The organism is Paraburkholderia flagellata (assembly GCF_021390645.1).
Classification (GTDB): domain Bacteria; phylum Pseudomonadota; class Gammaproteobacteria; order Burkholderiales; family Burkholderiaceae; genus Paraburkholderia; species Paraburkholderia flagellata.
In genome coordinates, this window is the sequence record NZ_JAJEJT010000004.1 from 119,231 (window position 1) to 144,151 (window position 24,921).

Here is a 24,921-nt window from a genome sequence, read left to right on the forward strand (position 1 = left end):
GTGGATTCCTTATAATGAATAGACGAACCGCTACTCTGGCCGCGCGCCTTCCCACGCGCGCTGCAGCAGCGAGCGGACGGCTTCACGCTCGACCGGGCGTGGATTCCAGTACGGATTTTTCACCGCCAGGTCCGCCGCGACATCGAGCTGGGATTCCTTCAGGCCGAGGTCCTTCAGGGCGAGCGGCGCGCCGAGCGAGCGGGCGAAGTCGTAAAGCCCTCCACCGATCGAGTCACAGAACAGATCTGCGAGGGGTCGCAGTTCCGGGGCTGCGGCCTGGGCGTTGTAAGCCGCCGAATGCGGCAGCACGATGGCGTGAGTTTCCGCGTGAGGCAGGTCGAAACTGCCGCCAAGCGTATGGCAAAGCTTGTGATGGAGGGACATGCCGACCGTTCCGAGCACCGAGCCGCACAGCCACGATCCATAAAGCGCATTGGTCCTCGCAGCGAGATCGTCCGGGTGCACGACGATCACGCGCAGCGCATCACGCAGCGCCCGCACGCCTTCGACGGCCATCAGCGACGTCACCGGATTGCGATCTCGCGCGTAGACGCCCTCCACCGCATGCGCGATCGCGTTCAAGCCGCTCGTCACGCTCATCGCAACGGGCAGGCCGAGCGTCAGCGAGGGATCGTAGATTACTACTTCCGGGAGGATCTTCGGACCGCGGATGGTCATCTTGATGCCATCCTCGGTCTGGCCGAGGATCGGCGTGACCTCCGAGCCCGCATAGGTCGTCGCGACCACGATCTGCGGTGCATCATTGCGCCACGCAATGGCCTTGCCAAGCCCGATTGTCGAACCGCCACCAAGGGCGACCACGCAGTCCGCGGCCGCCGCCTCGAACGCGGCCAGCGCCTTGAGCGTCACGGCAACCGGCGTATGCATCGCCGCTTCGCTGAAAACGCCTGCTGCCAGTGGACCGATCTGTTCGGCCAGCTTGTGCGCGTCGGCCTGCTGCGACGGCGTCGAGAGAATCAGCGCGCGCTTTGCGCCGAGCCGCCCGATTTCGCTCGCGACGGCTTCGATGGTCCCGGGGCCGAACAATACGCGGCCCGGACTGATTTCGTAGGTAAAGCTCGCAGTCATGAACGGACTCCGTACTCAGGCGACTTCGCCGACGCGAAGCTGGAGCTTCGCGACGAGCTCGTCGAAGCGCTGGCGCAACAACTCCGCGCCCTTCGCGGTGGCCGCGACGTAGAAGTCGGGGCGCAGTACGACATACGTGGCATCGATGCCTGCGAGCCAGCGCTTGTACGTCTCTTCGATATCCACTGCGTCGCAAGGCGTCCCTGTTGCGCCCGGCGTGCCGATCCGCGCGGTCCGGCCTTCCAGAAGCGCCAGTTGCTCCAGCCGCTCGCTGCCAAGCGCGTGCGCCGGATCGGCATCCAGACCGATCACAAACCAGCCGTGGCCGACAGCCTGGTCAAAGCGGTCCCGCGTGCCGTTCACGTCGACCACGCCCTGCACCGACAACTCACCCGCATGCGCGGATTCGGCGGACCAGGCCCCCGGGCCCAGATGGCAAACATCGGTCGGAACCGGCTGGTTATTGCGCGCCTTGAGATCGGCCTTCATTTTCACGTCGCGCTCGGCCGCTTCCTTTTCGTCGGCGATGCAGATGATCTTCCCAAGCTCCTGGCTGAACTCGATGTAGTGCTTCGCGTGTTCGAGACGCTCCGTCGTGTAGCTGTCGAGCACCGCGTCGCACAGCTTGTCCTCGAGAATGGCGTTAAGACGCCAGCCCAGCGCGAATGCATCGCGCAGGCCCGCACACATTCCCTCGCCCGCAAACGGCGGCATAAGATGCGCGGCGTCGCCGGCGATGACACAGCGGCCGCGGTTCCACGTCTTCGCCCAGCGCGCCTGGAAGCGGTAGACGGCGCTGCGCTCCAGTTCCGCGTTCTCCGGCGTCATGCCCCACGGCTTGAGTAGCTCCCATGCGCGCTCTGGCGTCTGCAGTTCCTGCGCCGACTCGTCAGGCAGGACCATGAACTCCCAGCGGCGGCGGCCCGGGCCGCCTGGCACGATCGTCGTCGGGCGCTTCGGGTCGCACAGTTGCCACTGCATGGGCTGCGCGACGTAGTCCTCCTGCGGGATGAGGTCGAGAATCAGCCAGTCGAAGAAGTAGCCCCTGTCCTCGTTCTCAATATCGAGCGCGTTGCGCACGAAGCTGTTCGCGCCATCGGCGCCCACCAGGTATTTCGCGCGCAGTGTGCGGGTTTCGCCGCTGGCACCGGCTTCCTGAGGGTTGCGCGTGAGCGATACCGTCACGCCGTCACCGTCGTCGACCAGTTCAGTGCCCTCCCAGCCGCGCAACTGCGTGACGACCGGCATGCCGTCGACGATGCTCGTGAGACGCGCTTCAAGGTCCGGCTGGTTGAACCAGTAACGCACGCGCCAGCCCGACGCCGACTGGCTCTGCCAGTCGACGATCTGCAGGTTCTCTCCGCGCACGTCTTTCCAGTAGTACAGCTCGTCGTGGTACGAGATGGCGGAGTCGTGCTCCGAGTCGATCCCAAGCGTCGCGAGTATCCGGGCGATCTCATGGTCGTACGTCACCGCGCGGGGACGGCCGTAGGCCTGCGACCAGCGCTCGACCAGCGTGACCCGCTTGCCGCGCTGACCGAGCAGGATTGCGAGCAACGTGCCGACGGGGCCGCCGCCGATGATGGCTACATCGGCGTCGAAGTGGGGGTTTGCGGTTGAAGCGTGGGCATTCATGAACTGTCTCCTTGATTCGTCGCCCTGCTGGGCTTCCGGTGCGAAGAGTGATGCTGGCTACACGGATAACCGCCGCCCGGTCGGATGACCTCTGCACTTCGCTTGAGACAGAATGTAGATCAAAATTGAATGTTCGTCACATATGGTAAACACTCAATTTTGACCGTTAGTCATATTAGAGGATCGCAAACAAACGATGTCCCATGGGCAGGCTGGAGCCGCGCTTGCCCAAGCGCAATTCGTATTAGAATCATCGTCAACAATGAATCTGGGTAGACTTCGATGAATTCACCGGCCAATGAGGGCGAGCAGGAAGGGCGCGTAGCGCGCAGGCAGCGTCGTAATCGCGAGGCTTTGATCAAGGCTGCGGGCACGATCATGAGCGAAAAAGGGATCGATGCCGCCACGATGCTGGAAATCGCCGAACTCGCCGACGTCGGCGCGGGGACCGTGTACAACTACTTCAAGTCCAAGGACGAACTCGCAATCGCAGTGCTCGAGGAAATGATGCACGAGTTGGCGCTGCGCATCGAAAAGGCGACCGCTGGCCTGGCGGACCCGGCAGCGGTCTACGCGTTCGGAATTCGTACTGTGCTTGAGGCCGCGACTACCGATATCAGCTGGAAGGAAATGCTGTATCGCTCGGAAGTCATCGCCGATGCGCTTTTCCGGCGTATGGGCCCGTTTGCGATTCGCGACCTGCGCAATGGCATCAGCGCAGGCGTTTTCCGCGTGTCGGATCCGGATCTCGTGTGGCACCTGACTGCGCATGCCATCGTCGGCGCGAGTCTCGCAATCACGACGGACCGGCTTTCGGGTGGCGTCAAGGAAGAGATCGTGGTTCGATTACTGTGCATGACCGGCATCGGTATTGATGCAGCTATGGAACTGGCTGCGCGCCCCCGGCCGGCATCAGTGGTCAAGTAACTCTTCTCCCGAAGGCGGGCTCGCTGCCAGAACGTCTCACCAGTCTTCGGCTTTTCGCTGAGAGGCGGCGCGGCGCGTGGGCGTAAAAGGGAGGCCTTCTAATCGCTAAAGCGACCCGCGGCGTTGCTCAGAAGCTTAAGTTTGATCGTTCGCGCAATAGATAACGCTCTGTACGCGACGCTCGCGCAGCCTTTCGAGGATGCGTCGCCTCGTCGGGTTCGCAATCGCCCCAAAGACATCGTCGTAATCATTCGCACAGAACACGTCGGAACAATCCGACGCATCAAATTCCTGGCCCCCTGTCCCGAATTGACTCCTGCTGGAAACTAGTGCCGCTCGCACCTGCAACGTGCCCAGCACCGCCTGACTTGCCGGGCCGGCTTCAAGCTTGAGTGTCTCTGGCTCGAGGCCGGGTGAATCCCGACAGCCGATAGCCGATAGCCGCGATAATGGGGTTTATCACGCCATTGGTCTTTTTAACCGCGCCAGAAACGGTTTTCCGGCGTCAGGGCTGTGCGTAATCTATTCTGGAAATCCCGCCCTGCGCCCCGTGCAGCGGTCCTGCCCGCTGCCCCGGCGCGCTGGAGTGCGCCATGGCCCGCCCCGCCGCTGTCACCCCCGACGCGATCCGCGCCACCGTCCTCGCGATGCTCGCCGAGGCCGGCGACCCGGCTCCCGCGTCCGATACCCGTTTCCGCAGGATCGTCTCGGTTAGGAAGCTGCGCGCGCGCCTCGGTGCCGGCGACCCGGCCATGCTCTCGCGGCACCTGAATGCCATCGAGGCGGAGCTCGTGCAGGCGGGCCTCGCCGGGTTCGCCGCGCCCGATGTGCCGCCCGAGATCGCCACACAGATGCGCGCGCTGTGGGAAGCGGCGGTGGCCACGCAGCTCGCCGACGTGGTGCAGTTGCGTCAGCAGGCAGAAGCCGTCAAGGCAACGGCGGATGCCGCGCGCCACGAAGCGGAACTGCGTACGGAACTGCTACGCACGGAACTGGCTGACCTGCGCGCGCAGCTTGCCGCACGCGACGACGACCTCCTTGGCCTGCGGCTCGAAGGCCGGGCACTCCAGGAACGCGCCCAGGCGCTGGAGTCTTCCGGCGCCGGGCTGCAGGCCCGGCTCACGGCCGCCGGTACCGCCACGGCTGATGCGACGCAGCGGCACGAACGCGAACTCGCCGCGGAGCGGGTGCGCTACGAGGGCCTGTCGAAGCAGCTGCTGCGCGAGACCGCCCACCAGCGCGAGACGTTCCAGACCGAACGGCAGCGCCTCGAGGCGGAACTCGCGCGCGCCGCGGAGCGGCTACAGGCCCTCGAATCCCTGCGCGAGCGCCTGCTCGCGGACCTGTCGCAGGAACGCGAGGCCCGGCAGCACGCCGCCGCGGAAGCCGCGGCGCTCGCCACGCTGGTGGACCAGCAGCGCCAGACCCTGGCGCGCATCGGTGCCGGTTCAGTCAACGGACGGGGCAAGGCGGCAGGTACGCGACCAGCCGCCCATCGCACGGCCCGAACGACAAAGGCGGCCGCCGGCCGGTCCACGGGGAAAGCGCGATGACTGCCGTGACGCCATCGCGCTGGCTCGATACCGGCTGCCGGCCACCGCAGCGGCTGCCGGACACGACCGACGCGGCGCTCGCCTACGTCGCGCACGCGCTCGGCCACCCGGTCTACCTGCGCTGGACACTCACGGCGCTCAAGCGCGGCTGCCCGTCGCTGGCCGATGCGAAGCGCGAGCACCCGGCCGTGTTCGCGCTGCTGCTCGAGCGTGACGCCGCCATCGAATACTGGGATCACGGGCGCCTGCGCGTGGTGCCGGAGGCCTCGGCGCCGTCTGCCGCCACCGTGCTTGAACGCACCCTGCGGCAGCACCGTCGGCGCTTCCGTTGCATGACGGCAGGCCCTGTGCCGGACACCGCCGTCACGGTCCAGCAGGCCGCCACGGATGACGCGGCCCGGCTGCCCGCTGGTGTCGATCCGGTGTGGATGGCTCGCGCCGGGCGCTTCGCGAATGCGGCGGCGCTCACCAACACCCTCGGCGTGGCCGATGACGCGCAGGCGGTGCGCCTCTTCTTGCGCGAGCGCGCCTCGCACTCGCCGCACACCCTGCGCGCCTACGTGACGGAACTGCGGCGGCTTGCGGCCTGGTGCCGGCGCGAGCACCTGGGGCCGTTCTCGGATCTCACCCGCCAGGACCTGATGGCGTACCGTGACGCCATCCAGGCGCCACAGCATCACGGGGACGGCAAGACCCGGCGCGCAGCGCCGGCCACCACCTCCCGCGCGCTCGCCGTGGTCTCGAGCCTCTTTGCCTGGTGGCACCGCACGGGCTATCTCATGGTCAATCCGGCGGAAGGACTGGCCGCCGGGCGGCGCGCCCGCATGACCTGGACGCCGGTGCGGTTCCTGCCCGCGGCGGCCCTGGGGCACTGCGATGCGGTCGCCGCCGGTGACGCGCCGGAAGACGTTCCGGCAACGGTCTGGGCCAGGCGCCGGGCCATCTGGGCGCTGTACCGCTTTGCCGGCATCCGGCTCGCTGAACTGGTGTGGCACGAGGCACTCGCGCTGCCGCGCATCGAGGTGGATGAGACCCGGCAGTGGACCCTGCACGTCACCGGCAAGGGGAACAAGCTGCGCGCGATCCCGCTGCCCTCAGGCTGCCTGCCGGTGCTGCGTGCCTACCGTCGGGCGCGGGGCCTGCCCGCGGATCCGCCGTCCGGCGAACACCTGCCGCTCATCCACAGCGAACGCGGCCGCGCGCTGGGTGCGAGCGGCTTGTACGACGAGGTGCGGGCGGTGTTTGCGCTGGCGGCGGCACGCCTGCCGCCGGAAGAGCGCGCGATGCGCGCGGCGCTCGAAATGGCCTCCACGCACTGGCTGCGCCACGGCTACGCGCGCACGCTTGTGGTCGACCATCGCGTGCCGCTGCCGGTGGCGCAGGCGCTGCTCGGCCACGCCTCGGTGCAGACGACGGCGGCCTACGCGAGGACCGACACCACGCAGCTGCGTGCGTTTGTGGAGGAGAGTTTTGCTGCCCGCTGAAAGACGCGGCACCGATTGTGCCGTCCGGAAAAGAGCGGGCTGTCTATCTGGCGCCATGGATGGCTGATTGACTTCTTTATAAACAGGGAGCCGGCATTACTCGAGTAAACGCCTGAGCGGCGAATCGCGCATCGCGATAGAGGTGCCGTCGACGACAAGGTCCAGTTCACTTTGCCTCAAACAAAATGCTGGCTGCTGAACGGGCGAGAATCTGAACCGGGCTGGTACCCAACCATATGCAATCAGGCCGATAACTACCTCACCGATATTTGCTGCCAGTCCCATCCCGATCGGTCCGAACGTATGTCTGTCACCGCCGCGGAGCCAGATTCTGGACTCCCATGCCTGCAAGAATGTGGCAAGCTGATTCCACAAAGCTTTGAGAAACAGCCAGTCAGCAGTCTCAAGGCACGGCAACGCTTCAGGAAACATCCGGCCCAGATTCTCGTAAATGGCCAACCAGGCCTCGTTCGATATTTCGCGTGATGCGACCCTTATTTTAAGATACGCTCGCGCGTACTCGTACGGATTGCCAATAACCTGCGCGCGCCGGAGCCGGAACCAGAGTATCTCGGCGGTAGAGATTGAAGGCATCCCGCACACCAACGTCGGACTCATGAGTTCCTTCCATATTTCACCTGACAAGACCGGCGACCAAAGGTCGCGCGAAGCGTCCTGCAGATTTGCAATTTTGGGTACAAGCGAATCTAGCCTCTGCGCGGTCCAGTCGTCTTCCGAAAGCAAATGCCATAGCGGCGCCTCATCGTCATTCAGCATATCCAGAACAGCGCTTTGTGCGACCTGTCCCAGTTCGCGCCGGCATGTCGCTATGGCGCCGTTCCGGCGCCTGCTGGACGCGTCGAATTCAGGGAGTTGACCAAGCCGCAACCAGCGATTCCGACCTGCGCGGGAAGCGGCGCCGCTGAGCGCGAGTCTGTCTGCTGCGCGGGACAGACTCACTTCGCCTGTCGCGATCAAGGCCGCCTTCTGAAGGAGAGTCAGCCGCAAGGTCGCCACGTCTGACGCCCGCCCTCTTCCACTCGGGACCTCGGAGCTGTCGCACCGAAACTGATAGTGGTAGCCGTGACGCGGACTGTTCCGGCCCACTGATGAAAATGCGACGAAATCCATCGCCCCCCCTCCGTCCGCACACACTTTTTACCCTGCAATTCTATGTTCGCGCATAAGACCCGACTGTCCTTTAATCCACTACAGAGGCCAACTCGAATTGACCGCCTGCTAGCGACAAGACGCGACATTCCGCGACACAGAGCACAGGGACACGACTGCTATGAAAAACCCGGACGTTGACCCGGTCGTCGACTCGCTCGCCGAGCGACACGGGCCGCTCCTCGGTGGCACCGCCCTCTGGCATGTGCTGGGTTACGCCAGCGCCCGGGCATTCAGCAAAGCCGTCGAACGTAACACCGTTCCGGTCACCACCTTTCACATACCCCATCGACGGGGGCGCTTTGCAATGACACATGATGTCATCGCCTGGTTGCGAGCGACGTCGGCAATAACGTGCCGCAAGCAAAACGCGTAACGAATTCCGACCGACATGGAGGCATACCGATGAAGTAACCCGACCCTTAAGAAGGGCCCAGAAACGAAAACGCCCGGGTTCCGACACCCAGGCGCGTCCGCACTGCTTCTTGCGTCAAGTTCTCGCTCGACAGAATCAGTCTGGTTCGCTTTCCGCCGCTTGTCAACCGGCGGAAGCGGTGATCCTTTTGCCGCTGCTTCATTGTGTGCTGGACGTTACCCGAAACTTCAGCACCCAGAAGGCAAGTCGTCGTTTCTCCCTTCGCCGGATAGACCGTGGCTTCCGACATCAGTGCGCGCTCGTCGCGCCGGCATGTCCGGATGCCGATCAGACACGCCATAAGCCTGGCGGGGAGATTGCAATGAGTCCCATCACCTCCGACAGAGGAATGCGAAAGAGTCTGGATCGATCCCCTGCTGGACCCTCCACACGTGTCTGTCCATTGAAATTGTGTCTCACAAAACAACGAAAGCAGACAGCGGGCGCGACCTCGCAACCACCTTGTAGTCGCGTTCGGTCTGCAACGCATTTCCAGATGCACTTGTCGGCATCACTTTATTCGAAATGAGGTCACGTATGGCACGCATAGAGTCTGTGCGCTTTGCGCCACGCCGAGCTGAGGTTGATGCGGAGAACAACTTAGTCAATTGGCGGCTTACACGATCAGGGAAAGTCATCGAGAAACTTCCCAACATTTTCTGGAAGAGCGGCCTGCCGTGGCGTGAGGCAAATATCTGGCTGCTCCAAGGGGCAATCGATCACGACATCGACATCGACATCAAGACCGTGTTCTCACGCGCAGCAGGAGTTCTAGGGTACGCAACTTGGCTGGAGGAAACTGACACAGACTGGTGGGACTTTCCTCTCAAGGAGTCAAAACGCTGTCTGAAGCGCTACCGTGGATACTTGATCGGCTTACGCAAGACTGGTTCATTGGCGCCATCAACAGTCTCACAACGAATGAACGTAGCCATACGACTGACTCGCTGGTTACGCGACCAACTACTCCTTTCATCCGATTGGCCATTGTGGACGGAGCGGACGATTGGAATCCACATTCCAGATCCCACAGGTGTTGTGCGCATTCTCAGTGTTGCCACAACTGATTTGAGCATTTCAAATCGTCGCCCGCCCGGCACACAACTCGAGGACGGCCTACGGCCTGTCTCACTTGAGGATCGCGACAGAGCACTGATTCTTGAGAGCGAGTGCGCTTCAGAAGAGCTATTCTTGATGCTCTCGATTGGATTCTTTTGTGGAATGCGCATCGGAACAATTGCATCGCTGAAGGTCCAAACATTGGAACGTGCGGTTCCAGACCCCGACGCTCCCGGCTTCTACCGGATTGCTGTCGGACCGCGTGCCTCCCCATCCGTCGCAACAAAGTTCGGCGTAGACGGACAAATACCAGTATCAAGCGCGATGCTCAACGAACTGCAAGCGTACGCATCATGCCCAGAGCGTCTCAAGCGGGAGATGAGGGCTGCCAAACATAATAAGGATCTTCTTTTTCTAACCCGGTATGGCAACGCGTACTGCCAGAATGGTTCCCAAAGTAGCAACGCGATAAATGTCGAAATGCACAATCTCCGTCAGCTCGCGGCCAGACGGAACTTCGACGGTCTTCGAAAGTTCCACTTCCATCAAAGTCGCTGCACTTTTGCGACCGAGCTTGCAAGACTGGCTATTCGGGTTGGTGGATCGATGTTTGCGGTAGCAATTGTAAAGGAATTCCTCCTGCATCGGCACGAGTCTACATCGTGGACCTACATACGGTTTATCGAAAAGACTAAAACCAAGGAGAAAGTGGCAAACGCCTTCGCGGAGCAATTCCTAGGCCTGGTTGAGGGGGTACGGAGAACAAAAAGTGACCCAACTGCCTGATCTAACGCTACCCTCCATGCAATTATCCGAAAAGATCGCTGGCTGGGATCTGGCCTACATCGTCTACGCAAAGGGCACAGAGCTCAAACCATCGGAATTTTGGCGTTGCGACAAAACAGGCCTAGGGAGAATCAAGAGAAACCGGATAGCGCTTGCTGTTGCCATTCATGAGGTCTTTGACGCGCAACTTGCTGGTGGAGGCAGCCCAATTTCAGCGAAATCTACGCTGCATGGACTCTGGAGGTTCATTAAATGGGCAAACCTGGAAGGAAGGGATCTTGCGCTGGAAACCATACGAGATGACTATCTGGCGTGGAGCGATTATTTAATCCTCAAAATAAGACGTGGTGCGCTCAAACAGAGTTCTGTGATCATACTAGCGTCGACCGTTGGACGGGTACTGGCGAAGGCGCTCGGGCGACCTCGAAGTTTGCTTTACGACTCCCGCGTGCCAAAAGACTCACCAGCCACTGCAAAGTCAAGCAAGAAATACCTGCAGAACCTGGCAAAAACGATGGCCTTTGGGAGTATGTTGTGCGACCTCGTAACTGCAATAACCGTCGACGCCGTCCGCGGCCCCCTGCCGCTAACGATACCACTTCGGAACGGGCGCGTGCTCGTCGAATGGGCCGGGTTGTGGCCCGAAGACAGGTTGCGGTCGGCTCCCGAATCGCAATCCCGACGGAAGCACATTCAGAACAGACAACCGCTCACTGACGACGGCGATTGGCTGTCACGGTCGAGCATCAGCAATCTTCGAATCGAAGCAGAGATGCTCATCTTCGTGGCCTGTACAGGTATGAATCTCTCCCAAATGATCGACCTAAAAGCTGGTGATTTCACATTCACTAGCTGCTTCAACGGATACGAAGTTAGAAGGTTATACAAAGACCGTCGGCATGGAGAAGTGGAGTTCGTAATTTACTCGACCTATCGGGTTTTTTTCGAGCGATACCTCTCCTGGAGAAAGCGGCTGTACCCGGACGACGATCGGCTTTTCCCCAGAACAAGCACCGAGGGGAAACGTCTGAATCCCTTTTCAATGCAATTTTTCTTAGTAATGCGCCGCTGCAAACGTGCTGGTGTTGCGTTCGTCTCTCCGCAAATCCTAAGAAATACCCAGGTTAATTGGTTGCTCCGACTTTCCAAGGATGCTGAAGTGACCGCCGAAATGTCCCAGCATACCCAAGAGACCCTGCTTCGCATCTACGAGCAACCGAATCACCAACTTGCGGCTGTAGAAATCTCGCAGTACCACGCAACGTCTGACCCTACCCTGTCTGCGGTGGGTCCAGGCGGATGCGATGGCGGCAACGCGGCGCCGATACGTTTCCTACCAGCCGAAGCGCCCAAACCTGACTGTGCGAGTCCAGCTGGTTGTCTATTTTGCCAACAACATCTTGATGTTGACACCTTGGACTACGTCTGGTCCCTGGAGACTTACAGGTATCTGAAATCACTAGAGTTAGCGAATTTTCGACCCATCGGCAACCGCCGAGATCCTCATCCAGCAAGACTCACAATAGAGCGGGCGAAGGCGATCCTTGATGAATTCAGGGGTATCGATACGGTCCACGCGATGTGGGTCGACGAGGCCGTACTGCGGATTCGAGAGGAGCGGTACCACCCGGCATGGGAGGGTTTCATCAGAATCGCGGAGATACTTAAATGACACAAGATCTAGCCACAGCCCGCCTGTCAATCGATTCACAAATCGTCAACTCATTGGCGAGTAACTATCGCCTAACCTCGTGGCCCCCGAAAGATGATTTTCCTATCGTGATTGACCGCAAAGGCAATGTAATCAGTAGATTCGGCGACCCGTACTGGGACCTGACTGTGTGGAACGATGGCGTTAGTCTCCGGCTCTATTTTGGAGCACATTTAAATAAAGCCAACAAAAATTACATATCACCTGAAAATGCGAGACTTTTGAAATTAATCTCCGTCTGGATTCTCTATTTTGATCGTGAATTTAGAAAAGCAGTCACATTATATTCATTTATGAAAAGACTCAAGCCAATCTTTGTGATTTGCACAAAGAATAATGTTCTTGCGTCAGATTTGACAAGATTTCCCGCTTTGCTTGAAACGGCACTCGAGAAAATAAACGGAACCTTTGCTTCGACTGCTCTATGTGTGTTTCACCAATTATTCGAACACCGAAACGAAATAGGGTTTATTATTTTTGATCGATGCGCGTTGAAGACAATTAGCGATTCCGCCAACTTTGGTGAGAAATTTGGTCAGACTGCTTATATTCCGCCACGGATCTGGACATATCAATTGAATCGCTTGCGAGAATGTCTTGATGATTTTATTAGACATGCCGACGACGTTTCGAAATGCTTCAATTACTGTCTTGATGCCTATGTGCGCAGTTACGGTTCGTTAAAGAACGCAACCGCCAGTGGGCGTGACCTCGATCTCGCGCCGTTCAACGTAAATTGCCCTGAACATCTTGGCGGATATCGTGGACCATTTCGCGATGTTGCAAAGAAATTCGGCATTGCTGAGTTGCTGGAGCGTTGGACTCTTCGCGGGAGCGGCGAAGCCGGTCAACTCCCGGTATCGACGTTGACGAGCTATTTTCAGACGATAATGTATGTGAGCCTGATATATATACTGAATTTTTCTCTAATGCGAGTTTCAGAAGCCACCCGTCTTCGCTCAAACTGCCTCGAGATCGATGATGATCCAACGTTCGGCCCGATCTATCTTCTCCATGGTGTCACCACCAAGTCCTATGATGATGATGATGCACGCTGGGTGGTATCCGTCTCGGCTCGCGTGGCAGTCGAAGCCGCAACCATCATCGCGCGGTTGCGCGCAAAGTCGGCTAATTTGAAACTGCCGCATGGGCGAACCACGAAAAAGGACAGCAGTGTCCTGTTATTCACTCCTGCATGTGAACCGTGGGCCCAAGGCGCACCAATGGCAGAGACTGCATTTCGATGGTCGCCTAAATCGTATGGAGAAATGATTACCCTGACACTAGCCAACGTTTTTGATCCGTGCGAGCTTCGGGTCACGAAAGAGGATCTAGAGATCGCCAGGTTAGTTACACCGAGTCTCGACGCTGAGAAGTTCAAGATTGGCGCGATCTGGCCACTCGCGTACCATCAATTGCGGCGAACGGGAATGGTGAATATGCAGGCCTCCGGGATCGTGTCGGAAAGCTCAATGCAGTATCAGGCCAAGCACGCAAGGCGCGCGATGTCTCTCTATTATGGGCAGGGATATTCACAAGTAGCGGTCAATCGATCGGCACGTCGCGAATATATTCGAACCATGTACGAAATGCTTGGGAAGGAGATCGAGCGGCTTTTCCAGAGTCGGTTTGTTAGCCCCTATGGTCGCCAACGTAAATCGGAAATCTTGCATTTGGTCAGCGATCGTGACTCAAAAAAAATCCTCGCTGCAGGAAAAGCTGGAAAAGTCACATGCCGACAAACGCTGCTCGGTATGTGCGCGCGGCGTGACGTATGTAAATTCGGCGGTATCGATAATATTGTACATTGCGCTGGGGACGATAAGCATCAGCCCTGCTATGACGCCCTTTTTGATCGGGCAAAGGAAGCCGAAATTTTCGAGCTTAGAGACGTTCTTGACGAGCAATTGCTAAAGGCAGCGATCGGCTCTCCATTGTACGATTCACTATTGGCACAGAGATGTGCGGCGGAGAAGGTACTTGGTTACTTTGCTAAAAGGAAGTGACGTGCTTCCAGAATCGGCGGAGAGCGCCTTTCGATCTGCGTTCGAACGGTTGAAGGTAGGGAAACCCGTTCGATTATCGGTCGGCACAGCGATAACCCAAGCCAGTGTGGCACAAGAAGCGGGTTGCGATCCTTCAGCGCTACGCAAATCACGCTATCCCCTCTTGATCAGCGAGATACAACGTTGGCAACGAGACAACCCGCCGAAGCCGGCACCGTCGCAGCGCCAGCTGACTCGCGCCAAACGTGAACAGCGGCGCGACGACCGAGCGAGGCTATCAGAAGTTGTAAAACAGCGCGACAGCCTGGCATCGCTGTTGATGGAAGCCGATACAAAAATTGTGGAGCTCGTAAAGGAAATTGCGGAGCTCAAAGAGCGAACTCCGAAAGAGTCATCTAATGTAGCCAACTTCCCGGGAAATCGCTCCCGGAGAAACGGACTGTGACGTACTCCGTATTTCAAGGGGCGCAAACGTGTCATCCGTCGCAGTGCGCGAACCTTGGACTGCGCTGTGGATACGCCAAAGGACGGATTATATGCGTCGGTGTGGGCGCGACAGTCGAATAACTGTGTGCGGGAACGACGCGCTCCGCTCATCTCCGAATCTCGCAAGCGCGCGCTTAGCAGCCACCCAACGGCGATCAACATAACTCTTCAACAATACCTGCCCCAGCTTCACGAAGCCCATAACAGATGCCATCCGCCAGCATGCCTGCTGAGCCCCGACCCGGTTCTTCTCGAGCGTCCCGCGGCTAACGTAATTCAACGTCGGATGCAGTCGCGCGACCTCCAGGAACGTAGAGGCTTTGGTCAGCGCTCTAAACCAACAATCGCCGCTTCAAATCATCGCTTAACGGATGCCGTACGCCTCAAGTGACTCCTGGGAGATCCTGCCGCAATATTGGCTGCCGGTTCTTTACACAGAATCACACCGGCCTCGGGGCAACGCCGAAGCCGTGCTACGCCCAGCGCATCTGGTTATCACCTCGGCATACGGAGGTCGCTGCATCGACTAGCCCTTCACCGGACAATTCCGACGACCAGATACAGCGAGCCTTCAGCCATCGCTCCAGGCGAAAAATCTCCCCAGACCCAATTCGGCGCATGCCGCCTCAAGACGGGCTCCGACACGTTACAGTGTTCGCCCGGCAGCCCTTAGGAAGGTCGACTTCGCCGTTGTAATCCACCTGCGCGTTGCCGTGCGCTGATCCCCTGCTGCGCTATCAGCCTTCTTTCCTTATGCACGCCATCGCCGCATATTTGATCTCGACTCGTGCTCCCCGTGTGTACAACTGAGCTGCCCACACCACAAGGGCGTGGACAGCCGCCAATCGGCGGTCCCTCAGTTGCACACACTCGGAACTGACGCGCGCCTGCGGCGCTTGCCCAAATTAAGGAAAAGGGAAGAAAAACTCGACATGACTTGGCGCACCAAATGTGCAGGTCCGTCGGTGCGATGTCCATCGGCTGATACTAATAGTGATGACTGTCAATGCACTCTGCTAACGTGTAGGCTTCATTCCGAGCTATACGTTGCAAAGCGGACGCTTCAAGGACACGAAGATCACCTTCATCGCCATGTGGCATCACGCCTCGAAGTACTACTCCGACCCGAGTAACCAGGAATACCGGCTCGTCATCAACATGCCGTTGAAGCTGTTCTGAAGCGCCGCAGTCGTGACGCGGCGGCGCGGGCCGCCGCCGCGTGCGCCGTGCGCGTCAAGCCTCGCGGGCAAACACCTCGCGCGCGGCGAAGAGACCGTTGAGCGCCGCGGGAAAGCCCGCGTACACTGCCATCTGCATGATCGTCTCGACGATCTCCTCACGCGTGAGCCCCACGTTGAGGCCCGCGGCAATATGGACCTTGAGTTGCGGCTGCGCGTGGCCAATGGCCGTGAGCGCCGCGATGGTGGCAATTTCGCGCGAGCGAAGGTCGAGACCGGGCCGCGCGTAGATGTCGCCAAATGGAAATTCCAGCAGATACTGCGCGAAATCCGGTGCGATATCGGCGAGCGAGTCGATCACGTGCTCGCCGCCGCTGCCATCAATCGCCGAGAGCATGCGCTTGCCTCTTGCGAGGCGGCTTTCCTGCTGGGCGGCGCTGACCTGATTCATCGTTTCGTACATTCTCGTTCCTTTGCATGGCGTGGGAATAACCTTCGATCTTTTTGTCGAGGACGAGAAGACACGCCTTGAGTTCAGCCACCTGCGCACGCACCGCTTCGCGATGCGCCGCCAGCAATTCGCCGCGCTCGCACTCGGTTGACTTACCCGCCGCGCGCAGTTGCGCGTAGCGCAACATGCCCTGGATCGGCATGCCCGTGGTCTTCAGACGGCCGAGGAACTCGATCCATTCGAACACCGAGCGGTCGTAAGCGCGCTGGCCGGTTTCGTCGCGCACCGCATAGGGAATCAGCCCGATGCGCTCGTAGTAGCGGATCGTGTGGGCCGAAAGGCCCGTGAGCGCGGCCAGTTCACCAATCTTCATGCACTTCTCCTCATCGACGTTCTGAATAGTGGGACTTCGAGTGCACTCCAGGTCAAGCACTTTTTTGGTTGAACTCGAAAATTGAAATGACAATGAAAACTTCCTACTCGTCCGTAGTTCCCACGCCGACCATCATGCGCTTCCAATCGCTACACCAACAGTAGGCTTAGCCGTGACGTTGATGACCGGTTTGATTCGAGGTGGGCTGCTGCATCTGGGCCATTTTGACGTGACGACTTTCGCGCTCGACGATGCGAACGAGGCAGTCGCTCATGCAGCGGCGAATGGCGGCCCATTCCGGATGACGGTGATCAGCCCAGCGCGTTGACGAGTGTGGTTCTTCGCAGACGATCACACAATGGGCGACCGGTATCGCGTCGAATCCGTTCTTCCCGTAACTGCTGCAGCGGATCGATGAAGGCATCGGCAAGATGCCGCCGCCGGTCGTCAAGTCGCCACCGCGCACGCATGAAACCGCGGACGGTCGGCCCGACGATTTCGAGGCCGATCTGAACCCGCGCGAGCAGGTCGGCTCCGACGAGCCTTGATGGCCCGCACAATACCGGAGGTCATCTGCTTCCCGGCTTGAACGTTGACGTTACGGCTGATAAGACGAATCGACGATCGTCCACAGCGCAGCTTTCGGCTTCAGGTTCGCATCGAAAGGCAACGGCAGGTTGCTGCGCGGCACCGGCGTCGACGTCAGCCACGTATGCTTGTCTGAATAGCCCCAGAACGTCACCGCCTTGATGCTCGGCTCCTGCTCGAACAGAGCGAACACCGCACGATATCGCTCGGCTTGCGCGCGCATGATGTCGTTCGGCACAGGATGGCCGAGGTCCGGCAGACATGCATGCGGATTGCTCCAGCATTCGCCCGGATCGGTATAGAGACTCACGTCGAGCTCGGTCACCTGGTTTTCGAGGCCGAGCGCGGCGACGTCGTCGAACGCCTGCTTGATGTTCGGTAGCGGCGGCCAATTCACGCTGATATGCATCTGATGCCCGACCCCGTCGATCGGCACGCCCTGCGCGCGGAGATCGCGGATCACCGCGAGCAGCTTCGCGCGCTTGCCCGGATCGTCCGTGTTGTACTCGTTGATATAGAGCTTCACGTTCGGGTCCGCCGCGCGCGCCGCGCGGAAAGCGATCGCGATGTAGTCCTTGCCGAGCGCGCGATACCACGGACTGTCTTCGCGATACACCTGATGCGGGTCGTCGCTGATCACTTCGTTGACCACGTCCCATGCATAGACCTTGCCGCGGAAGTGTGTGACGACGTCGGTTACATATCGATCGAGCCGCTTCGCCACGATGTCGTGATAGTGAGGGTCTTTTGGATCGCCGGCGAAGAACCAGGCCGGCGCTTCGGTCCAGTCGCCCGCCTTGAAGTGCCAAACGAGCGTATGGCCGCGCACCGCGATGCCGTGCGCCTGAGCAAACGCGACGATCTGGTCGGCAGGCTCGAAGTTGTACTGGCCTTCCGCGACGCCGATCGTGCCCGGCTTCATCTTGTTCTCGGCGGTGAGGCTCGAGAACTGTGCGGCGATGAGCGCCGCGTCGGCGGGACTGTCGATCGAATCGGGTTCGATCGCCGCGCCGACCTTGAAGTGCGCGGCCATCACACTGCGCAGTGGCGGCAGCGCTTCAGCGGGCGCCGCGGCGAGCGGCAGCCCGTCGTGGGCAGTCACCGTCTGGTTGTTCGCGCAGCCCGCGGCCCATGCGAGCGTGCAAACGGCCACGGCTGCGCAGAGCATGCGCATCGAAGTCCTCAAAGGACGCATTGCTGGTCTCCTTGTCATGTGACGCTCGTCCGGGTGTATTCTAACCACTCGTAACGTTAGCGGTAACAACGCGGATGTTAGGCAGCGCCCCCCGGACCGGCTATGAGGGATTTACCTGAGGTATGAACGAGGCGATGCAAGGTGACTGAGTGTCGAGTCAATCGATTTGACTCAGCGCGATTTGAAAGCGCTTTCAAATGGAGTTGCACCGACCTGGCGCGCCACCGACTGCGCGAAACGGAGTACCTCTCACTCAATCCCAACTAGCGGGACGGGAATACCGAAGCTCTTCAGCGCGCGGCGTGCTTCAAACGTCGTGCGTGCGGCGATTCAGTTTGATTTCAATGTGCGCCCAACGAGCCTCCATCTGGGGAGAGCCGATTGTCCACCGAGGTGACACCGGGCACCGACATCGCACTCTGTTCGGCACGCGCGACATGTTCCCGCTCTGGCACCCATCCCACCAGCGTGATCTGTCCTGAGTGAGCAAAGACAAACACGTGTGACATCCCGACGCCGCTGCGCGCCTCCGCGACGCGCACGGCATGGGCAAGCTGCTGGTCAGTGGCTTGCGCATCACCCTGGGCATGGGCCACCGGCGCGATTGCGCCCGAGATTAGCAACGCGAGCGTAGAAACAAGGGCTGTTTTCACGATACCTCCTTACAAGTACTATGGTGTGCCGGCAAACTCCGCCGGCAACTCTTCCGGTCCGACTCAATGCGAGGCCACGGAAGTGCATCGGACAAAATCCTCTTTCCATTGCTCGCGTCGCGGCGATCGCGATTGCGCGTCGAGGTTTTGTCGGCCGGGGCGATGGGCGGTTGTGCCCTCGCCCGCAGAAAAGCGTGCAGGTGCAGTGTGTTCGAGCGGGACGTCGCGTGCGCGGCGTGGCGGGGGAACAGCGGGAGCCGAGGGATGGGAGCTGGTTGGCGCGTTCGTGGCGGAGCGCGAGAGCCAGACGGATGCACTGACAATCCCGCACTCAGCCTGCTACGCGGCCGAGCCCGGCTCGTTGCCCGGCATCGTATGCATTGATGATAGTCGCTAATGTCCGCCACTGCTGGCGATACGCGTCGTCTTTTTTTGGGTCTTTTGTGCACCGACATTCGCGAGGCGCGCGGCTTATGACACCTCCACCTCCACATCCGCGCGCGCCAGCAATCCGCTGCAACGCGGCGAAAGATGCGCGAACACGACCCGCTTGCCCGCGCGCTCGTAGCGCCCCTGCACCGCTTCGAGCGCGGCGATGGCCGAATGGTCCGCCACATGCAGATGCGCGCAGTCGATCGTGACGTGCGCGGGATCGCTCTGCGGATCGAACAGCGTCTGGAAGTGCGCGGCTGATGCGAAGAATAGCGTGCCGCGCGGCACATACAAGCGCTCGCCCGAATCGATGTCACGAATATCGCAACGGAACTCGCGCGCATGCTGCCACGCGAAATTGAGCGAGGCGATCACGATGCCGCAGAGCACCGCCGTCGCGAGATCCGTGCACACGGTGATGATTGTCACCGCAACGATCACGACCGCGTCGTTGCGCGGCACCTTGTGCAGCACGCGCAACGAGCCCCATGCGAAGGTCTGCGCCGCCACCACGAACATCACGCCCACGAGCGCCGCGAGCGGAATGCGCTCGATCAGCGGCGAAAGGAACAGGATGTAGAGCAGGATCATCACGCCGCTCGTCACGCCCGAGATGCGTGCGCGGCCGCCCGAGCCGAGATTGATGACGGTCTGGCCGATCATCGCGCAGCCGCCCATCGCGCCGAACAGGCCCGAAGCGACGTTCGCCGCGCCGAGCGCCACACACTCGCGGTTGGGGCGCCCGCGCGTGGCCGTCACGTCGTCGGTGAGGTTGAGCGTGAGCAGCGTCTCCAGCAGCCCCACCATCGCCATCAGCACGGCGTAGGGCAGCACGATCTTCAGCGTGGCGAGGTCGAACGGCACGGCGGGCAGCGCAAACGCGGGCAGGCCGCCCGCAATGTGCGCCATGTCGCCGAGCGTGCGCACCGGCAGGTGCAGCAACTGCGCGGCAAGCCCCACGCCGACGATCGCCACGAGCGCGGGCGGAGCGGCCTTCGTCACGCGCGGCAGCACGAACACGATCGCCATGGTGAGCGCGACGAGCCCCGCCATCAGCGCGAGCGCCGGGCCGTGCATCCACTGCGGCCCCTGTGGGCCGGGCACCTTGAAGTGCTCGAACTGCGCACGCGCAATGATGATCGCGAGGCCGTTGACGAACCCGAGCATCACCGGATGCGGCACCATGCGGATCAGTTTGCCGAGGCGCAACGCGCCGAACAGCAACATGACGATGCCGCTCAGCACAACCGTGGCGAACAGATACTGCGGCCCATGCTGAACCACGAGCGCGACGATCACCACGGCCATCGATCCGGCCGCGCCCGATATCATCCCGGGCCGGCCGCCGAACAGCGCCGTGATCGTACAGATGAAGAACGCGCCGTACAGGCCCGCGAGCGGATTGACGCGCGCGACGAGCGCGAAGGCGATGCACTCAGGCACGAGCGCAAACGACGACGTGATGCCCGCGAGCAGTTCGTTACGCAGCAACGAAGAACGGGAAAAGCGGCGCGAGCCGGAACGGTCGGATTCCATGTAGCGGTAGGGATTTGCGGCAGATTGGCTGGATGACGTCACCACGCCCCACGCGTCGCGTTGGCTCGAAAGGCGAGCGGGGGAAAGGTCGGCGCGCGAAGCGGCGGCATGGCGCCGCTTCGAAGCGGCCTGCGCGGGCGCGCGCCATGATCCATACGGACGAAAGCGCGCATCCTAGCATGATTGCCATATGGTTGCCGGCGGGTGCGCGGGTTGTCTTACGCAGTCTCGCCAACTGAGCGTGCGCCGAATTTCGCCCGGTACGCGGTCGGGCTCGTAAGCGCGATACGCCTGAAGTGCCGCCGCATCGATTCTTCCGAACCGAAGCCCGCAAGCTCGGCAATACGTGCGATGGCGAGGCGAGGCCGAGACTCGAGCAGGTCGCGCGCAACCGCCACGCGTTCACGCAAAACCCATTCGTACGGCCCCATGCCCGTTGCCTCGCGAAACTGCCGTTGCAGCGTCCGTGGACTCATGGAGGCCTTGGCGGCCAACGACTCGACACTGTACTCACGTCTCGGATTCGCTCGCACCCAGTCCATCAGTTGCGCGAGACGGCTGGCTTCGTCGGGCGGCATGGGGCGCGGGACAAACTGTGCCTGCCCGCCCTCGCGATGGGGCGCGACCACGAGCCGCTGCGCCACGCGGTTGGCCACCGCAGGGCCATGATCTCGCCGCACGAGATGGAGCAGCATATCGAGCCCTGCAGCAGAACCCGCCGAGGTCAATATCTGTCCCTCGTCGACGTAGAGGGCCTGCGGCTCCACGATTACGCTCGAATAGCGCTGCTGCAGGCGCTCGGCATACCGCCAATGCGTCGTTACGCGCTTGCCGTCCAGCACCCCCGCGGCCGCAAGCACGAACACACCGGAGCAAATCGAGCAAAGGCGTGCGCCGCGCGCGTAGGCCGCACTCAGCTTGTTGAGCAACGGCTTGGGCGGCAGCTCGTCCGGATCGCGCCAGCCCGGTATGACGATGGTCTGCGCCCGATCGAGCATCGCGAGCGTATAAGGTGCCTGCACCGTGATGCCACCGGCAGCTCGCAACGGCCCCCGCTCCCCCGCGCACACAGCGAAGCGATACCAGTCGACGTCCAGCTCCGGCCGCTCGAGCGCGAAAAATTCCGTCACGCACCCGAATTCAAAGGTACACAGCCTGTCGTAGGCGAGCGCGACGACAAGATGGTTGGTCGATTCGTTCATGGCGCGATATTACCGGAGATTGGCAATCGCGCCACTAGCTTGCCATGCAGCCTGCTGCACACAATGGATGCCACTTCAACCCGACATTCAGGAGACACATTCATGTCGCTCGTATCCGCCATTCCTGCCGCCGGGAGCGCTGAAGCGCTCACGCATTTCAACGCGTCGCTGCGCTTCGAAACCGACTGCGCCGATGTGCATGCAGCGCTCGCGGGCAGCGAACCACCGGAATTCGTGCTGCTCGACGTTCGCGGTCCCGCGCTCTATGCGGCAGGCCATGTGCCGGGCGCAGTCAACCTGCCGCACGGGAAGATCGTCGCGTCGAAGCTCGCTGCATATCCTGCCGAAACGTTGTTCGTGACGTATTGCGCCGGTCCGCATTGCAATGGTGCAACGCGTGGTGCGATCCGGCTCGCGCAGTTGGGAAGACCTGTCAAGGTGATGATCGGCGGTGTAACGGGTTGGCTCGACGAAGGCTTCCAACTGGCCGTCGAAGAGGCGCGATAAGCGCCCCCGCGCGTGCGCAATGCGCTGTGGGTGGGGCGCAGAACTGCCTCGATATCGGCGCGGTGTGAAAGCTAGCGCGCGAAGTACATGTCGTGAAGCTCATCCACGTTCACGTCCTTCGCGCGCGCAGCGAACGTGACCTTGCCGCCCTGCATGAGATACACCTGATCGGCGAGGCGCAACGCCATGTTGGTGTTCTGCTCCACCAGTACGATGGTCCGCCCCGCTGCCTTCAGACGTTCAAGAATCGCGAACACTTCCTGCACCATGACGGGCGCAAGCCCAAGGGAAGGCTCGTCGATCAGCATGAGCTGCGGCGAGGACATGAGCCCGCGCCCCAACGCCAGCATCTGCGCCTGACCGCCCGACAGCGTGCCTGCCGCCAGCGCCCGGCGCTCCCTGAGCAGTGGAAACAGCGCGTAGACCTCTTCGAGCTGCGATTTCGCCCCGGCGCGCCGCGTCTTTGCGAACGCGCCCAGCATCAGGTTCTCCTCGATCGACATGTCGCGGAAGATCATGCGTCCTTCGGGCACCATCGCAATACCGCGCTGCGCCATGTCCCAGGTCGGCACGCCCGCGAGCGGCGCGCCGTCGAACGTGATCTGTCCGCGCTCCAGCGGCACGAGCCCCATGATCGCGCGCAGCAGCGTCGTCTTGCCTGCACCGTTCGGGCCCACGATGGTCGTGACCTCGCCGCTCGCGATATTGAGCGATACGTCCCACAACACGTTGATCGCGCCATAGCCGGCGCGGGCGCTGCTGACCTCAAGCATGGGCGGCCTCCCCCGTATAGCTGCGCACGACTTCGGGATCGCGGAACACTTCAGCGGGCGGGCCATCGGCGATCAGCTTGCCGAAGTTGAGAACGCACACGCGGCGGCACAGGTTCATCACGGTTTCGATATCGTGCTCGATGATCAGGATGCCTACGTTGTATCGATCGTGCACCGACAGCAGCGTTTGCATGAAGCGGCGCTTGGTGGCCGTCTCCAGGCCGCCCAAAACCTCGTCCAGCAACAGCAGCTTCGGCCCTGTGGCAAGCGCCTTCGCCACCTCGAGCGCCTTGAGTTCGGTCAGCGCAAGTGCCGTGGCCGCGTCGCGCTGCGCCTTGGCTTCGAGACCCAGGAACGCGAGGATTTCGTCGATGCGCGCCTCGTCCACGCGCCCCGTGCCGAAGCGCTGCGCGACGATCAGGTTCTCGCGCACCGTGAGTTCGTGCATGGGCTGCGGCACCTGGAACGTCCGCCCGATGCCAAGGCGCGCGCGTCGATAGAGCGGCGATTTCAAAAGATCCACGTCACCGAAGCGGATCGAACCGCTCGTGGGCCGCACGAGCCCTGAAATCGCGTTGAAGAGTGTCGTCTTGCCTGCGCCGTTCGGGCCAACCAATCCCACGACGTCGCGCGTTCCGAGCGACAGCGAAACACCATTGACTGCCGTGATACCGCCAAAACGGATCGATACGTCCTGCAAGCGCAGCTGCGCTGCCTGTTCAGCTTGCTGCATAAACACCTCGCCGGGTACGTTTGAAGCGCAGCGCGGTCAGACCCGCGGGGCTCACGATGATCATCGCCACGAGCAACATGCCCAGCACAATCTGGTGGCCCGTTGGCAGCAGGCTCTTGAGCACGAGCTGATCCACCAGATAGACCGTCACCGCGCCCACCAGCGGTCCGAGTATGGTGCGATAGCCGCCGCAGATCGCCGCGATGATCGGCACGACGGCCCAGCTCGCATTGAACGCGTAATCGGGTTCGAGAAAATTGATGTAATGCGCGTTGAACGCACCGACGAGCCCCGTCATCAGCGCCGAGAGCATCAGCATGGCGAGTTTGAGCATCACACTGTTCACGCCCACCACGCGCGTGGCGTCCTCCGACTCGTGCATGGCGCGCAGCGCGAGTCCCACATGGCTGCCGCGCAGCCGCGCATAGATCGCGGCGAACACGAGCACGAGCGTGAGCACGACGAGATAGCCGCCGCTCTTGCTGCCGAAGTCGAAGCCCGCCACCTTCGGCAGCCCCGGAATGCTGGACAGACCGCTCGCGCCGCCGGTGAGATCGGACCATTCCGTCGCGATGATGCGGAAGATCTGCGCATAAGCGAGGATCGCGAGTGCGAAGTACGGCCCCTTCAGGCGCAGCGCAGGCGCCATGGCGAGGGAGGCGATCGCCGCTCCCACGCCGCCCGCGAGCATCGCGGGAAACACGGGCCAGCCGGCCTTCAGCGTGAGGAGTGCCGAGATATACGAACCGACGCCAAAAAACGCCGCATGCCCAAAGCTCACCATGCCGCCGAGGTTGCCCAGCAGCGCCCACGCCAGCGCCACGCCCGCGATCGTGAGCGAGGCCACCGCGAGACTCATGAGATACAGGTTCTGCCCGAACACGAGCGGCACGCCCGCGTAGAGTACGGCCAGCACCACGGCGAGCACGGCCAGGCGCTGGCCCGACCAGGCCGTTGTGGTTTTCAATGTCGACATCGA

General features: G+C 61.2%; 22 protein-coding genes and 1 pseudogene. 10 read left to right on the top strand and 13 right to left on the bottom strand.

Annotation, left to right across the window (positions count from 1 at the left end; all coding sequences use genetic code 11):
* Nucleotides 1-30: 30 nt before the first annotated feature.
* Nucleotides 31-1,089, bottom strand: a complete 1,059-nt coding sequence (locus L0U83_RS31190) for a maleylacetate reductase (RefSeq protein ID WP_233888056.1) — start codon at nt 1,087-1,089, stop codon at nt 31-33.
* A gap of 15 nt (nt 1,090-1,104) precedes the next feature.
* Entirely contained in the window at nt 1,105-2,724 is a 1,620-nt protein-coding gene (mhpA, locus tag L0U83_RS31195; RefSeq protein WP_233888057.1) for a bifunctional 3-(3-hydroxy-phenyl)propionate/3-hydroxycinnamic acid hydroxylase MhpA, read from the bottom strand.
* A 282-nt stretch (nt 2,725-3,006) separates the two neighbouring features.
* Here mhpA and L0U83_RS31200 point away from each other — a divergent pair, with 282 nt between their 5' ends.
* From L0U83_RS31200 to L0U83_RS31210, 3 genes are all read left to right on the top strand, one after another.
* A complete protein-coding gene (locus L0U83_RS31200) occupies nt 3,007-3,651 on the top strand; it encodes a TetR/AcrR family transcriptional regulator (protein WP_233888058.1) in 645 nt (214 codons plus the stop codon).
* A gap of 593 nt (nt 3,652-4,244) precedes the next feature.
* Entirely contained in the window at nt 4,245-5,204 is a 960-nt protein-coding gene (locus L0U83_RS31205) for a DNA-binding protein (RefSeq protein WP_233888059.1), read from the top strand.
* The gene (locus L0U83_RS31210; protein ID WP_267939619.1) at nt 5,201-6,688 is read left to right on the top strand and encodes a tyrosine-type recombinase/integrase; all 1,488 of its coding nucleotides are present in this window, start codon (nt 5,201-5,203) and stop codon (nt 6,686-6,688) included. Before L0U83_RS31205 ends, L0U83_RS31210 begins: the two co-directional genes overlap by 4 nt.
* Before the next feature lie 96 nt (nt 6,689-6,784).
* Here the strand turns inward: L0U83_RS31210 and L0U83_RS31215 are convergent, their stop codons facing one another.
* On the bottom strand, nt 6,785-7,819 hold the full coding sequence (locus L0U83_RS31215; protein ID WP_233888060.1) for a hypothetical protein: 1,035 nt from the start codon (nt 7,817-7,819) through the stop codon (nt 6,785-6,787).
* Nucleotides 7,820-7,979: 160 nt separating this feature from the next.
* On the opposite strand from L0U83_RS31215, the gene L0U83_RS31220 reads away from it, so the two are divergent.
* From L0U83_RS31220 to L0U83_RS31245, 6 genes and pseudogenes are all read left to right on the top strand, one after another.
* Nucleotides 7,980-8,234, top strand: coding sequence for a hypothetical protein (locus L0U83_RS31220; protein WP_233888061.1), 255 nt, complete (start codon nt 7,980-7,982; stop codon nt 8,232-8,234).
* Between the two features lie 576 nt (nt 8,235-8,810).
* On the top strand, nt 8,811-10,118 hold the full coding sequence (locus tag L0U83_RS31225; protein WP_233888062.1) for a site-specific integrase: 1,308 nt from the start codon (nt 8,811-8,813) through the stop codon (nt 10,116-10,118).
* Nucleotides 10,119-10,134: 16 nt separating this feature from the next.
* Nucleotides 10,135-11,790, top strand: a complete 1,656-nt coding sequence (locus L0U83_RS31230) for a site-specific integrase (protein ID WP_233888063.1) — start codon at nt 10,135-10,137, stop codon at nt 11,788-11,790.
* Nucleotides 11,787-13,835, top strand: coding sequence for a hypothetical protein (locus L0U83_RS31235; RefSeq protein ID WP_233888064.1), 2,049 nt, complete (start codon nt 11,787-11,789; stop codon nt 13,833-13,835). The genes L0U83_RS31230 and L0U83_RS31235 overlap by 4 nt, the downstream gene beginning before the upstream one ends.
* The gene (locus L0U83_RS31240) at nt 13,810-14,280 is read left to right on the top strand and encodes a hypothetical protein (protein ID WP_233888065.1); all 471 of its coding nucleotides are present in this window, start codon (nt 13,810-13,812) and stop codon (nt 14,278-14,280) included. The genes L0U83_RS31235 and L0U83_RS31240 overlap by 26 nt, the downstream gene beginning before the upstream one ends.
* A 1,067-nt stretch (nt 14,281-15,347) precedes the next feature.
* Nucleotides 15,348-15,500, top strand: a pseudogene (locus tag L0U83_RS31245) (OprD family outer membrane porin); the annotation flags it as partial.
* A gap of 54 nt (nt 15,501-15,554) precedes the next feature.
* Here the strand turns inward: L0U83_RS31245 and L0U83_RS31250 are convergent.
* The 7 genes from L0U83_RS31250 to ftrA all read right to left on the bottom strand — a co-directional run bounded on the left by L0U83_RS31250 (nt 15,555) and on the right by ftrA (nt 21,929).
* Nucleotides 15,555-15,950, bottom strand: coding sequence for a carboxymuconolactone decarboxylase family protein (locus L0U83_RS31250; RefSeq protein WP_201696408.1), 396 nt, complete (start codon nt 15,948-15,950; stop codon nt 15,555-15,557).
* Nucleotides 15,880-16,323: a MerR family transcriptional regulator gene (locus L0U83_RS31255; RefSeq protein WP_233888067.1), complete on the bottom strand. Its 444-nt coding sequence runs from the start codon at nt 16,321-16,323 to the stop codon at nt 15,880-15,882. The genes L0U83_RS31250 and L0U83_RS31255 overlap by 71 nt, the downstream gene beginning before the upstream one ends.
* 166 nt (nt 16,324-16,489) lie before the next feature.
* Nucleotides 16,490-16,774, bottom strand: coding sequence for a hypothetical protein (locus L0U83_RS31260; RefSeq protein ID WP_233888068.1), 285 nt, complete (start codon nt 16,772-16,774; stop codon nt 16,490-16,492).
* Nucleotides 16,775-16,921: 147 nt separating this feature from the next.
* Entirely contained in the window at nt 16,922-18,106 is a 1,185-nt protein-coding gene (locus tag L0U83_RS31265) for an endo-1,4-beta-xylanase (protein WP_233888069.1), read from the bottom strand.
* Between the two features lie 341 nt (nt 18,107-18,447).
* Nucleotides 18,448-18,759 (bottom strand): BON domain-containing protein, encoded by a 312-nt coding sequence (locus L0U83_RS31270; protein WP_233888070.1) that lies wholly within the window; start codon nt 18,757-18,759, stop codon nt 18,448-18,450.
* 471 nt (nt 18,760-19,230) lie between these two features.
* Nucleotides 19,231-20,727, bottom strand: a complete 1,497-nt coding sequence (locus L0U83_RS31275; RefSeq protein WP_233888071.1) for a SulP family inorganic anion transporter — start codon at nt 20,725-20,727, stop codon at nt 19,231-19,233.
* 218 nt (nt 20,728-20,945) lie between these two features.
* A complete protein-coding gene (gene ftrA, locus L0U83_RS31280; protein WP_233888072.1) occupies nt 20,946-21,929 on the bottom strand; it encodes a transcriptional regulator FtrA in 984 nt (327 codons plus the stop codon).
* Nucleotides 21,930-22,031: 102 nt separating this feature from the next.
* Between ftrA and L0U83_RS31285 the strand changes: the two genes are divergently transcribed.
* On the top strand, nt 22,032-22,436 hold the full coding sequence (locus tag L0U83_RS31285) for a rhodanese-like domain-containing protein (RefSeq protein ID WP_233888073.1): 405 nt from the start codon (nt 22,032-22,034) through the stop codon (nt 22,434-22,436).
* Between the two features lie 71 nt (nt 22,437-22,507).
* On the opposite strand, the gene L0U83_RS31290 is transcribed toward L0U83_RS31285, so the two are convergent.
* Genes L0U83_RS31290 through L0U83_RS31300 form a run of 3 tightly spaced genes read right to left on the bottom strand, consistent with a single transcriptional unit; the run spans nt 22,508 to nt 24,918 of the window.
* The gene (locus L0U83_RS31290; RefSeq protein WP_233888074.1) at nt 22,508-23,209 is read right to left on the bottom strand and encodes an ABC transporter ATP-binding protein; all 702 of its coding nucleotides are present in this window, start codon (nt 23,207-23,209) and stop codon (nt 22,508-22,510) included.
* Entirely contained in the window at nt 23,202-23,942 is a 741-nt protein-coding gene (locus L0U83_RS31295) for an ABC transporter ATP-binding protein (RefSeq protein ID WP_233888075.1), read from the bottom strand. Before L0U83_RS31295 ends, L0U83_RS31290 begins: the two co-directional genes overlap by 8 nt.
* A complete protein-coding gene (locus tag L0U83_RS31300) occupies nt 23,929-24,918 on the bottom strand; it encodes a branched-chain amino acid ABC transporter permease (RefSeq protein WP_233888076.1) in 990 nt (329 codons plus the stop codon). Before L0U83_RS31300 ends, L0U83_RS31295 begins: the two co-directional genes overlap by 14 nt.
* Nucleotides 24,919-24,921: the final 3 nt, after the last annotated feature.